The sequence below is a fragment of the Aquabacterium sp. genome, from assembly GCF_036279675.1.
In the GTDB taxonomy this organism is placed as follows: Bacteria; Pseudomonadota; Gammaproteobacteria; order Burkholderiales; family Burkholderiaceae_C; genus Aquabacterium.
Genome location: NZ_DASUIS010000098.1, coordinates 1 through 11,932 on the forward strand (window position 1 = coordinate 1; position 11,932 = coordinate 11,932).

The 11,932-nt window shown below is 63.7% G+C and carries 10 protein-coding genes and 1 pseudogene; 7 read left to right on the top strand and 4 right to left on the bottom strand.

Annotated features, from left to right (window positions below; translation table 11 throughout):
- A pseudogene (locus tag VFW93_RS12050) lies at positions 1-300 on the top strand (hypothetical protein); the annotation flags it as partial.
- 13 nt (positions 301-313) lie between these two features.
- Here the strand turns inward: VFW93_RS12050 and VFW93_RS12055 are convergent.
- Positions 314-1,603, bottom strand: coding sequence for a DEAD/DEAH box helicase (locus tag VFW93_RS12055; protein ID WP_329694236.1), 1,290 nt, complete (start codon positions 1,601-1,603; stop codon positions 314-316).
- A gap of 74 nt (positions 1,604-1,677) precedes the next feature.
- Here VFW93_RS12055 and VFW93_RS12060 point away from each other — a divergent pair, with 74 nt between their 5' ends.
- Entirely contained in the window at positions 1,678-2,928 is a 1,251-nt protein-coding gene (locus VFW93_RS12060) for a GGDEF domain-containing protein (RefSeq protein WP_329694237.1), read from the top strand.
- A gap of 25 nt (positions 2,929-2,953) precedes the next feature.
- Here the strand turns inward: VFW93_RS12060 and VFW93_RS12065 are convergent, their stop codons facing one another.
- Positions 2,954-3,091: a hypothetical protein gene (locus VFW93_RS12065; RefSeq protein WP_329694238.1), complete on the bottom strand. Its 138-nt coding sequence runs from the start codon at positions 3,089-3,091 to the stop codon at positions 2,954-2,956.
- Between the two features lie 252 nt (positions 3,092-3,343).
- Here VFW93_RS12065 and VFW93_RS12070 point away from each other — a divergent pair, with 252 nt between their 5' ends.
- Complete coding sequence (locus VFW93_RS12070; protein ID WP_329694239.1) at positions 3,344-4,393, top strand: sensor domain-containing diguanylate cyclase; 1,050 nt, start codon at positions 3,344-3,346, stop codon at positions 4,391-4,393.
- Between the two features lie 96 nt (positions 4,394-4,489).
- On the opposite strand, the gene VFW93_RS12075 is transcribed toward VFW93_RS12070, so the two are convergent.
- Both VFW93_RS12075 and VFW93_RS12080 read right to left on the bottom strand, forming a co-directional pair.
- Entirely contained in the window at positions 4,490-6,325 is a 1,836-nt protein-coding gene (locus tag VFW93_RS12075; protein ID WP_329694240.1) for a bifunctional diguanylate cyclase/phosphodiesterase, read from the bottom strand.
- Positions 6,326-6,470: 145 nt separating this feature from the next.
- Positions 6,471-6,980 (bottom strand): MerR family DNA-binding transcriptional regulator, encoded by a 510-nt coding sequence (locus tag VFW93_RS12080; RefSeq protein ID WP_329694241.1) that lies wholly within the window; start codon positions 6,978-6,980, stop codon positions 6,471-6,473.
- 195 nt (positions 6,981-7,175) lie between these two features.
- On the opposite strand from VFW93_RS12080, the gene VFW93_RS12085 reads away from it, so the two are divergent.
- From VFW93_RS12085 to VFW93_RS12100, 4 genes are all read left to right on the top strand, one after another.
- Positions 7,176-8,792 (top strand): acyl-CoA carboxylase subunit beta, encoded by a 1,617-nt coding sequence (locus VFW93_RS12085; protein WP_329694242.1) that lies wholly within the window; start codon positions 7,176-7,178, stop codon positions 8,790-8,792.
- An 81-nt stretch (positions 8,793-8,873) separates the two neighbouring features.
- Positions 8,874-10,031 (top strand): acyl-CoA dehydrogenase family protein, encoded by a 1,158-nt coding sequence (locus VFW93_RS12090; RefSeq protein ID WP_329694243.1) that lies wholly within the window; start codon positions 8,874-8,876, stop codon positions 10,029-10,031.
- A gap of 20 nt (positions 10,032-10,051) precedes the next feature.
- The gene (locus VFW93_RS12095; protein WP_329694244.1) at positions 10,052-10,894 is read left to right on the top strand and encodes an enoyl-CoA hydratase/isomerase family protein; all 843 of its coding nucleotides are present in this window, start codon (positions 10,052-10,054) and stop codon (positions 10,892-10,894) included.
- A 21-nt stretch (positions 10,895-10,915) separates the two neighbouring features.
- A partial coding sequence (locus tag VFW93_RS12100; RefSeq protein WP_329694245.1) for an acetyl-CoA carboxylase biotin carboxylase subunit occupies positions 10,916-11,932 on the top strand: 1,017 nt, incomplete at its 3' end.

An 11,932-nucleotide genomic window follows, 5' to 3' on the forward strand; every position in this document is an offset into this window, starting at 1 on the left:
TCCTGCGTCGCGCCATCAGGCGCTTTCGCCATCCACACCCTGGTGCCCGAGAACGTGCCGCAGGATCCCAACTGGATGTACCTGCTGCCCGTGCACTGCGCCTTCCACACCAACCGCAGCATGCAACTGCTGATGGACCAATGGGGCTACACCTGCTCGGTCTACAACGAGCACGCCAAGCTGTGGGTGCTGTTCAAGCAGGATGCGGACGCCATCGAACCCAAGGTGCAGGCCTTGAACAAGGCCATGGGCTGGTCCTACCTGCACTTCAAGCGCGGCTTCATGGATTACTGGAAGTAAGCCACCGCGCGCATCATGGCGTGCCGGCTTTGGCAGCGGCCTCGCGCAGCTTGTCCTTCTTGCTCTTGCGCCGCCCCTTGATGCCGCCGTTGGGATCCAGGCCTTTGGGCGCCTGGGCCTCGCCGTCGTCGTCCGGCACCGTACCGTCGGCACCAGCAGGTTGATCACCGGGTTCGAAGCCTTCAATCAGTTCGCGCGCCACGCGCTGGCCCTGGCGCTTTTCAATCAGGCGGAAATGGTTTTCCATGTCTGGCGTGACGAAGCTCACGGCCAGCCCACTGGCGCCCGCCCGGCCCGTTCGACCAATGCGGTGCACGTAGTCAGCGGAGGAGCGAGGCAGGTCGAAGTTGACGACCACAGGCAGATCCGCAATGTGGATGCCACGTGCCGCCACATCGGTGGCCACCACCACTTGCAGCTCACCGGCCTTGAAGGCCTCCAGCACCTCGCGGCGTGCGCCCTGGCTCAAGTCACCATGGAAGGCGGCGGCCTTGATGCCGGCACGATGCAGCTTGTGCGCCACCAGCTCGGTGCCGTATTTGGTGGCCGCAAACACCAGCGCACGCGACCAGCCTTCCTGCTTGATCAGGTGTCGCAGCAGTTGGGCCCGTTTGGCCGCGTCCACCTTGATGGACCGCTGGGTGATATCCGGCGCATGCTCGGGCTCATCGGGAATCTCGATGAACACGGGCTCCTTGAGCAGGGCATTGGCCAGCTCCTGCACATCGTCAGGGAAGGTGGCCGAGAAGAACAGGCTCTGGCGCTGCGCAGGCAGCATCTCCAGGATGTCTGCCAGCTCTTCGGCAAAGCCCATGTCCAGCAGACGATCGGCTTCGTCCAGCACCAGGGCGCCCACGTCGGACAGACGCAGGGCGTTGTGGTCCACCAGATCCAGCAGGCGCCCGGGCGTGGCCACCACGATGTCGGCACCACCGCGCAAGCTCATCATCTGCGGGTTGATCGACACGCCACCGAATGCCGTCACCACCTTGATGGGCCCCGGCAGCTCGTGACTGAGTTCACGCATCACCTCGCCCACCTGCATGGCCAGCTCGCGTGTGGGCACCAGCACCAGCACGCGCACATGCCGGCTGCCACCACGGCGCTCGTGAAGCAGGTGATGCAGGATGGGCAGCGCAAAGGCGGCCGTCTTGCCCGAGCCCGTCTGGGCCAGGCCCAGCACGTCGTGGCCCTCCAGGATGGCGGGGATGGCGGCTTCCTGAACAGGCGTGGGGGATTCGAAACCGTGATCCGACGCGATGCGGACCAGGGCGGCCGACAGACCGAGGTGGGCAAATGACATGCGGCCAGTGTAGGCGCTGGCATGACAGATTGGCCGCTCAAGTCAGAAATGACAGGGCCGATATCCCTGAAGTCATGGAAAGTATCCCGCCCTCGTCCTCGGGCATGCCGATGATCCCGCCTGCCAGCGCCACGCAGGAGGCGGGTACCGATCTGCGCCCTACCCTGCAATCACAGCGCCCGGCCTCGGACGACGAGCTGGCCGTGCGCTGCCTGCTGGACACGGCCGAGCGCACCGCACTGGGCATCTGGATTTATCCCGCCATGTGGATGATCGTGGCCTTGTTCAGCGGTGCCGCACAACGCTGGCCTTTGCTGACATGGGGCAATGTCGCCGGCCTGCTGCTCATGGCGGTGGTGCGCGCCCACCTCAATCAGAACCTGGCTCGCCTGCTGCACACCCATCGCGTCGCCGCCGAGCAGAGCTTCAAGTTCCTGACCCTGGCGATTGCGGCGTACTGGGGCACGCTCACCGGCATCTGCATCTACCTGGCACCGACCGAAGGCATCGCCTGGATCATGCTGACCCTGACCGTGGCCTTCTGCGCCGGTGGCAACACGCTGTTCGGCATCAATGCAGCGCTGCGCTTTCCCTACCCGCTGGCCATGATCGTTCCCGTCGTGATCGCGCAGGCCTTGCAGCACACGCCAGATCAGAAAATCATGATGGGCATGGAAGTCGTGCTCACGCTGTACCTGCGGCGTTCATCGGGCATCGTGCAGAAGGACTATTGGGATGCGCGACTGGCACAGCGCCTGTCGGCCCAGCAGGCTCGCGAGCTGGAGCTGGCCAGCCTCACCGATGGCCTCACGCAGGCGCCCAACCGCATGTACTTCGACCGGCAGTACGCCTACGAGTGGGCGCGTCAGTGCCGCCATGGCGGCCCCGTGTCCCTGATGATGGTGGACATCGACCACTTCAAACGCGTCAACGACACCCATGGCCACCCCTTCGGCGATGCCTGTCTCAAGGAAGTGGCCAAGGCCTTGCGCTCCGGTTGCGGGCGGTCGACCGACTTCGTCTCGCGCTATGGCGGTGAAGAGTTCGTGGTGTTGCTGGCCGAGACGGATTCGGCCGGCGCCCGCGTCGTGGCCGATCGCATGCTGGAGCAGGTACGTGGCATTCGGCTTGAACACCAGGGCCAGACCGTGCAACTCACCTGCAGCATCGGCCTGAGCACGACGATTCCGTATCCCACCAAGGATGCGGCCTCGCTCATCCACGAAGCCGATCAGGCCTTGTACCGCGCCAAACATGGCGGGCGAGATCAAGCCGTGATCACCGACTCCAGCAACGAAGTGCCGCCAGCCCGCTCACGCACGTGACCGGCCTACAGCGGCATCATCGACCTCAGTGTGTCTGCTCGTCGTAGCAGGTCAGCGTTTCCTCAGCATCGTCTTGCGTGGACCAACCCAGCTTGGGCCAGCCACCTGCGTGCATGCAGGCGCCAAAGAGTTGATCAGGCTGGGTGCATTGAGATGGGTTCATGTGACTGGCTCCTTGCTGCTTGACCTGGACATCAGGTGTAGTCATGGTGCCCCTGCGCGATGGCACCGTGTGCAGGGCAATCCCTGCTCCTTGATTCCGCACCTGTCAGATGTGATGCAGATCACGTCTGGCAGGGCCCTCGAACATGGGGGACCTCCGAAACCCGCTCGGTGAAGTCCCTGATCTGAGGGTGGGAACCCTTCTTTTTGAACCGATGGCGCCGATAAAGATGCAAACGCATTCTGGTGAAGCATGACCCACACAGCAGTACCCCCCAGCGATCCAGCTCAACTGGCCGCCCCCGCCCTCATCAACGAGGCCCAACGCTTGTCTGCCCTGCACGCCTGTGAGGTGCTCGACAGTGGCCCCTCTGCCGTCAGCGATGCACTCGTACGCCTGGCGGCACGCACCTTCCATGTACCGGCCGTCAGCCTCGGCCTGATGGACGCCGATCGGCTGTGGTTCAAGGCCAGCATCGGCATGACGGACAGCGAGCAGGCGCGCGATCGCAGCCTGTGCGCCCACGCCATGGCGCAAAGCGAAGAGCTGCTGGTCGTGGACGACCTGAGCCGCGACAGCCGCTTTGCCCAGCACCCCTTGGTGGCACAACCCCCACACTGGCGCTTCTATGCCAGCGCCCCCTTGCGCAATGCACAAGGGCTGGTTCTGGGCACCCTGGCCATCTGGGACACGCAGGCCCGCAGCTTTTCCGCGATTGATCGCCTGGCGCTCAAGGACTTCGCCTTGCTGGCCTCCGATCAACTGGCCTCGCGCCAATCCCTCGTGCAACTGCATCACCTGGCCATGACTGACCCGCTCACGGGCCTGGCCAACCGCACCCAGTTCCGTCAGGCTCTGGAGGTGGAAATGGCACACGCCATGCGCACCGGTGAGCCCTTCACCGTGTTGAGCATGGACCTGGACGGCTTTCGCGATGTCAACGATGGCTTCGGCCACGCTGCGGGCGAAGAGGTGCTGTGCGAAGTCGCGCGCCGGCTCAACCAGCAAGTCCGGCTGGGTGACGTGCTGTCACGCTTTGGCGGCGACGAGTTCGGCGTGGTCATGCGCCACGGTGCCAAGGACTCGGCTCAGGTACTGGCCAAGCGCATCGTGAAGGCGGTCTCTGCGCCCATCACCTTGTCCACGGGCGACGAGATCGGCGTGGGCATCTCGATCGGCATGGCGGCCTATTCAGATCAGGTCGAGTCGGTGCCCATGTTGCTGGCCCAGGCCGACCAGGCGCTGTACCAGGCCAAAAAACAGAACGAGAAGCGCTGGAAGATGTTCGTGGGCATCCGCTGACCAGTCTGGCCTGCCGCCAACGCGGCAAGCCTTCGCAAAAGAAACGGCGCCTGAAGAGGCGCCGTTCTTGTTGATCGCCTGAAAGGCGAACTGCGGTCAAACCACCGAGGTTTCCGTGGCCTGCGTTGCGGCCCATACGCCGCCGTCGAAATCACGGTCACCTTGCTGCAGCTTCATCCAGTTGATGAGCTGTGCCTGGTTCATGGGGCGCGCATACAGGTAGCCCTGCATCATCATGCAACCGGCCTCACGCAGCCAGGCAGCCTGCTCGGGCGTTTCGACACCTTCGGCCACGCTCTTGACGCCCAATCGCCTGGACAGCGAGATCATCAACTCCAGCAGCGAAGGATCGAAATCGGGCTTGCCGATCGCCCAGACGAACACGCGGTCGATCTTGAGCTTCTGCACCTTGAGATCCAGCAAACGCGCGATCGAGGAATAGCCGGAGCCAAAGTCGTCAATCGCGAGGCGGAAGCCCAGGTCGGACAGGCGCTTGAGGATGACGCTCTCCTTGCCGGCCTGCCCCACCATCGCGGTGCTTTCCGTGATCTCGAACTCGATGTCTGCGGGCGTCAAACCGCGCTTGTTCAAGGTCGCCATCACATCGTCCACGAAGGTGGGTGATGAAAGCTCGCGCAGCGACACGTTGACGCTCACATAAGGCAGGTGAATGTGCTCATTGCGCATGGCCACGATGTCGGCACACACCAGATCCAGAATCATTTTGCCCAGTGGCACGATCAAGCCGTTCTTTTCAGCCACGGGGATGAATTCATCAGGCGGCACCATGCCCCGGGTGGGATGACGCCAGCGCACCAGGGCCTCCATGCCGCGGATGCACTCATTGGCGTCCAGTTCGGGCTGGTAGACCATGAACAACTGGCGCTCCTCCAGCGCCTTCTTCAAGTCGCTTTGAATCTCGGCCTGGCCGCGCGACGCGTTCTCCATGGACTCTTCGTAGAACACCAGGCGGCCACGGCCGGTGCGCTTGGCCTCGTACATGGCCAGGTCGGCGCGGTGCAGCATGTCACCCACGCTCAACTCGCCGCGCTTGAGCATGTAGGCGCCAATGCTCAGACCCACATAGTCGGACACCTTGTCGATCTGGATGGGCTTGGACACCTGCTCGATCAGCACCTTGCCCAGTTGCTCGATCTTGTCGCGTGCGCCGATGTCCACCAGCAGCACGGCGAATTCATCGCCACCCAGGCGTCCGATCATCACGTCGCCCAGGGTGTACTTCAAGCGCTGTGCGACGGTCTTGAGCACCACGTCGCCGGCAATGTGCCCGTGCGTGTCATTGATGAGCTTGAAGCGGTCCAGGTCGAAATACATCAGGCAGCCATCGGTGCCCTTGGAGGCCTGTTTGGTCGACTCGTTGTGGCGCTTGAGCGCGGCCTCAAAGGCCACGCGGTTGAGCACGCCCGTCAGGGGATCACGCTCGGCACCCAGCTTGACCTGCTGCGCCACGGCGGCCTTGCCTTTGGCCTGCGCCTTCTGCACATGCAGGTACCACAGCAGCAACACGATGCCAAACACACCGCCGCTCACGGCCAGGTCCATGCCTGCCGCCATCAGCACGGCCAGCAGGTCGTAGCGGACCATCAGCGTGTAGCCAATGTTTGCCTTGGAGCGCACGGTCACGCATTGCGGCTGAAAGCCCGCTGCGTAGTCGCACGGGGCGGCCATGGGTTGCGCATACATCGTGGTGCACTGCGCGCCGATGCAATGGCTGAGCGACAGGATCGCTTCTTTGGGCTTCATCGCCGCAGCCAGCGAGGCGGGCGCCTGAACATTCACGCTGGCCGGCTGCTGCTCGATGAGCGCCAGCGCGGCCTGACCATCGCTTTCCGCTCGCGCACGCGCCTCATACCAGCGGATGAAAAACACCGCCATGCACAACACCAGCGCAGCCGCCAAAACCACGCGCATCGGTGTTTGCCACGTCACTTCGCTGGACGGGGCACCCTGCACCGGAACCTGAGATGTTTGTTGAGGACCTGAAGCCATGCGAGCTTATCGGCAGCTTCGGGCCAAACATTGAGCCAGCCCCGCCCCGCATAAACCGCCAACTAAGTCACGCCTGTTTGTCTGACTTCCGCTTGTCTTCCAGCGTCTTGCGGCTGCGCTCGTTGATCATGCGCAGCTCGGCCAGCGAGGCGTCGATCTGGGCGCGCTTGGCCTCCAGCTCGGCGATGGCCTTGCCGGTTTTTTCGATCACGTAGTTGAGCTGCTGGATGCGGCCCTCGCCGTGCTGGCCGTACATGTCCAGGTAGTGCTTGATCTCCGACAGCGGCGAGCCCAGCGACTTGGCGCGCAGGATGCGCTTGAGGCGCGCCCGGTCCAGCTTGCTGTAGACCCGTGTGCCGTTGATGCGGCGCGGTGCCAGCAGCCCCTTGGTTTCATAGAAGCGCAGGGCACGGGGCGACACCTTGTAGCGCTCGCACACCTCGGCGATGCCCATCAGCGAATCCGCCGCGTGCTCGTCCTCGTCGGCCTCAAAAGCCCAGGACGGCACCGAGCCGATCTCATCGCCGAACTCATCCATCAATTGATCGTCGGTTTTGGCTTTCAGTTGAGCAACCACGGGGACACCAGATAACGTAGGTAGAAGAAGGTGCAGTACATGACATGTGACTGCCCGATGTACCCATTATCGCCGAACGGTGACGTTTGTCATAGGGGATTCACCCATGCATCAACCAGTTGACGTTAACGTCAACCAGGATTACAGTGCAGACAGTGGCCTTCAGCGCCTGCCTTTTCAAGGATCCGAACCAAGATGCCCGCCCTGCGCACCGCCCTCAACACCAAATCCGAGTCCTACCGCGCCGCCGTGGCGCGCATGACCGAGCGCCTGGAACAGGTGCGCGCCCTTGAAAAGCTGGCGCGCGATGGTTCCGAGTCCAAGCGCGACAAGTTCGAAAAGCGCGGCCAGTTGCTGCCGCGTGAACGCGTGGCCCGCCTGCTCGACCGCGACTCGCCCTTCCTCGAAATCAGCACCCTGGCCGGTCTGGGCATGCACGATGACGACGGCAAGAAGAGCGTGCTGGGCGGCGGCACCATCATCGGCATTGGCAACGTGGCAGGCAAGCGCTGCCTGGTCACCGCCAGCGACAGCGCCCTCAAAGGCGGCACGATTTCACCGATGGGCCTCAAGAAAGGCCTGCGCGCCCAGGACATCGCCCGCGAAAACAAGCTGCCCCTGATCTGCCTGGTCGAATCCGGCGGCGCCAACCTCATGTACCAGGCCGAGATCTTTGTGGATGGCGGCAAGAGCTTTGCCAACCAGGCGCGCCTGTCGGCCATGGGCATCCCGCAGATCGCCGTGGTGCATGGCTCTTCCACCGCGGGTGGCGCCTACCTGCCTGGCCTGTCTGACTACGTGATCCTGGTGAAAGGCCGCTCCAGCATCTACCTGGCTGGCCCGCCGCTGGTGAAGGCGGCCATCGGCGAAGACGCCACCGACGAAGACCTGGGCGGCGCCGAGATGCACGCCAGCGTCACCGGCCTGGGCGAATACCTGTCCGACAACGACGCGCACGCGATCGCCATGTGCCGCGAGTTGATCGACAAGTTGCAATGGGACGAGGTGGAAGCGGCCAACAAGAAGCCCGTGGCCTCACCGCTGTACAGCGAAGAAGAACTGCTGGGGTGCGTGCCCGCCGACGACCGCGAACCGTTCGACACCCGCGAGGTCATCGCCCGCATCATCGACGGCTCGGACTTCCTTGAATTCAAGGCCAACTACGCACCCGAGACCCTGTGCGGCCACGCGCGCATCAACGGTCACCTGGTGGGCATCCTGGGCAACAACGGCCCCATCCAGCCCCAAGGGTCGACCAAGGCCGCGCAGTTCATCCAGCTGTGCGATCAAAGCGGCACACCGCTGGTCTTCCTGCAGAACACGACCGGCTACATGGTGGGCGCAGCAGCCGAACATGGCGGCGCCATCAAGCATGGCTCCAAGATGATCCAGGCCGTGGCGAACGCACGCGTGCCCAAGTTCACCATCACGCTCAACGGTTCGTTCGGTGCCGGCAACTACGGCATGTGCGGCCGCGGCTTCGACCCACGCTTCATCTTCAGCTGGCCTTCGGCCCGCACCGCCGTGATGGGTGGCGCACAAGCTGCCAAGGTGATGGAGATCGTCACGCGCGGCAAGATGGAACGCGCCGGCATGCCCGTCAACGACGCGATGCTCGAAGGCATGAGCGCCGAGATCCGCAAGCGCCTGGATGCCGAATCCAATGTGCTGTTCGGCACCGCCCGCCTGTGGGACGACGGGATCATCGACCCGCGTGACACCCGCCGTGTGCTGGCCATGTGCCTGGACATGGCCATGGAGGCCGACAAGCGCCAGCTGCGTCCCAACACCTTCGGCGTGGCCCGCCTGTAAGCCACCCGCTCGTTCTTTCCCCACACCACCCAGACAGTCGCCGCCACGCCTGGCGACACCGAGAGCCCCGAGGAGACCACCATGCAATTCACCGCCGAACACCGTCAGATCGCCGAAACCGTCAAGCGTTTCTGCGAGCAGGAAATCAACCCCTACGTCAAGGAATGGGAAGAAGCCGAGATCTTCCCGGCCCATGAAGTGTTCAAGAAGATGGGCAACCTGGGCCTGCTGGGCGTGAAGTACGACACCGCCTATGGTGGCCTGGGTCTGGACTTCTCCTACTCCATGGTGGTGGCCGAAGAGCTGGGCGCCATCCCCTGTGGTGGCGTGCCCATGGCCATCGGCGTGCAGACCGACATGTGCACCCCGGCCCTGCACCGCTTCGGCTCCGACGAGCTCAAGCGCGAATACCTGGCCCCCGCGATTGCCGGCGACATGGTGGGTTGCATCGGCGTGTCTGAAACCGGTGGTGGCTCCGACGTGGCCGCGCTGAAGACATCGGCCCGCATTGAAGGCGATGACTACGTCATCAACGGCTCCAAGATGTGGATCACCAATGCCACGCAAGCCGACTGGTGCTGCCTGCTGGCCAACACCTCCGAGGGCCCGGTCCACAGCAACAAGTCCATGATCATCGTGCCGATGGATGCCAAGGGCATCACCACGCAGAAGATCAAGAAGATCGGCATGAACTCGTCGGACACGGCGCAGATCTTCTTTGACAACGTGCGCGTGCCCCGCCGCAATCTGGTTGGTACGGAAGGTGCCGGCTTCATGATGCAGATGATCCAGTTCCAGGAAGAGCGCCTGTACGGTGCCGCCAACTCCCTGAAGATGCTGGACAAGCTGATCGACCTGACCATCGAATACTGCAAGGAGCGTCACACCTTCGGCCAGCCGCTGATCAACAACCAGGTCATCCACTTCCGTCTGGCCGAGTTGCGCACCGAAGTCGAACTGCTGCGCTCGCTGGTCTACCGCGCGGTGGAAGAGTACGTGCAAGGCAAGGACGTGACCCGCATGGCCTCGATGGCCAAGCTCAAGTGCGGCCGCCTGATCCGCGAGGTGGCCGACAGCTGCCTGCAGTACTGGGGCGGCATGGGCTTCACGTATGACAACCCCATCTCGCAAGCCTACCGTGACGGCCGTCTGGTCTCCATCGGTGGCGGTGCCGATGAAATCATGCTGGGCATCATCTGCAAGTTCGAAGGCACCCTGCCCAAGAAGGCCCGCAAGTAATCCAACCCAGGCGCCTCACGATGACCACCTCCACCATCCAGGTCCGGCAGGACAAAGGCATCTGCACCATCACGCTCAACCGGCCTGAAGTGCGCAATGCCATGTCCCTGGCCATGATCAACGAACTGTTGACCACGTTGCGTCAGGCCGAAGAAGACGCCGGCGTGCGCGTCATCGTGTTGCGCGGTGCGGGCGGGCACTTCTGTGCCGGCGGCGACATCAGCGACATGGCCCAGGCCCGCATGAAGCTGGCCGTGCAGCAAGCCGAAGAAGCCAAGACCGGTGTCAAGGCCGAAGGCCCGAGCCCGGTGGCACAGGTCAACGCCCAGTTCGGGCGCCTGTGCCTGGCTTTCGCGCGCACCTCATTGCCGGTCGTCACCGTGCTCGAAGGCACCGTGATGGGTGGCGGCTTCGGGCTGGCTTGCGTGTCCGACGTCACCCTGGCGCTGGACAACGTGAGCTTCCGCCTGCCCGAGACCTCGCTGGGCATCATCCCCGCGCAGATCGCGCCCTTCCTGGTGGAGCGGCTCGGATATGCCGAGGCCAAGCGCCTGTCGGTTACCGGCGCGAAGGTCAATGCGCAGGAAGCGCTCACCATCCGCCTGGTGCACGAGGTGCATGGCAGCGTGGAGGCACTCAATGACGCACTGCACAACACCATCGCCAGCATCATGGCCTGCGGCCCGCAAGCGATTGCCACCACCAAAGGCCTGCTGGCCCGTGCGCGCCTGAGCACCCCTGACGACCTGATCGATGACGCGGCCGAACTGTTTGCCCGCGCCGTACTCAGTGACGAGGGGCAAGAAGGCACGAGTGCATTCATGCAGAAAAAGAAGCCCAGCTGGGTCCCCCAGGCCTCCTGAAGCGCTTGAGTTGACATCACCATGATCAAAAAAATCCTGATTGCCAACCGTGGCGAGATTGCATGCCGCGTGATCCGCACCGCACGCAAGCTCGGCTACCGCACCGTGGCCGTGTTCAGCGAAGCCGATGCACACGCGCCGCATGTCAGCCTGGCTGACGAAGCGGTCTGCATCGGTGCCGCGCCGGCTGCCGAGTCCTACCTCAAGGTCGAGGCCTTGCTGGACGCCTGCCGCAAGACCGGCGCCAATGCCATCCACCCCGGCTATGGCTTTCTGTCGGAGAACGCGGGCTTTGCACAAGCTTGTGCCGACGCCGGCGTGATCTTCATCGGCCCCTCGCCCGAAGCCATCCGCGTGATGGGTGACAAGGCCGGCGCCAAGAAGGAAATGATCAAGGCCGGCGTGCCCACGGCGCCCGGCTACCTGGGTGCCGACCAGAACGACGAAACCCTGATGGCCGAAGGCAAGCGCCTGGGCTTCCCGCTGCTGGTCAAGGCCGTGAGCGGCGGCGGTGGCCGCGGCATGCGCCTGGTGCACCAGGCCGACGAGTTGGCGCAGGCCATCGTCAGCGCCCGCCGTGAAGCGCAAAGCGCCTTTGGTGACGGCACGCTGATGCTGGAGCGCCTGGTGCTCAACGGTCGTCACATCGAGATCCAGGTCTTTGCCGACAGCCACGGCAATGCCGTCTACATCGGTGAGCGCGACTGCACGGCCCAACGCCGCCGCCAGAAGGTGATCGAAGAATCGCCCTCGCCCGTGGTGAGCCCCGCGATGCGCGAAGCCATGGGCCGCGATGCGGTGCTGGCCGCCAAGGCCATCAACTACTGCGGCGCCGGCACCATCGAGTACATCGTCGACCAGGAACTGAACTACTACTTCCTGGAAATGAACACCCGCCTGCAGGTGGAGCACCCCGTCACTGAAATGATCTCGGGTCTCGACCTGGTGGAATGGCAACTGCGCGTGGCCGCTGGCCAGCCTCTGCCGCTCAAGCAGGATCAGATTACGCTGAGTGGCCATGCCATTGAAGCGCGCCTG

Coding starts and splice junctions, on each gene's coding strand:
- VFW93_RS12095 (WP_329694244.1), top strand. CDS start 10,052: ATGACCACCTCCACCATCCAGGTCCGGCAGGACAAAGGCATCTGCACC.
- VFW93_RS12070 (WP_329694239.1), top strand. CDS start 3,344: ATGACCCACACAGCAGTACCCCCCAGCGATCCAGCTCAACTGGCCGCC.
- VFW93_RS12090 (WP_329694243.1), top strand. CDS start 8,874: ATGCAATTCACCGCCGAACACCGTCAGATCGCCGAAACCGTCAAGCGT.
- VFW93_RS12060 (WP_329694237.1), top strand. CDS start 1,678: ATGGAAAGTATCCCGCCCTCGTCCTCGGGCATGCCGATGATCCCGCCT.
- VFW93_RS12065 (WP_329694238.1), bottom strand. CDS start 3,091: ATGAACCCATCTCAATGCACCCAGCCTGATCAACTCTTTGGCGCCTGC.
- VFW93_RS12055 (WP_329694236.1), bottom strand. CDS start 1,603: ATGTCATTTGCCCACCTCGGTCTGTCGGCCGCCCTGGTCCGCATCGCG.
- VFW93_RS12085 (WP_329694242.1), top strand. CDS start 7,176: ATGCCCGCCCTGCGCACCGCCCTCAACACCAAATCCGAGTCCTACCGC.
- VFW93_RS12075 (WP_329694240.1), bottom strand. CDS start 6,325: ATGCGCGTGGTTTTGGCGGCTGCGCTGGTGTTGTGCATGGCGGTGTTT.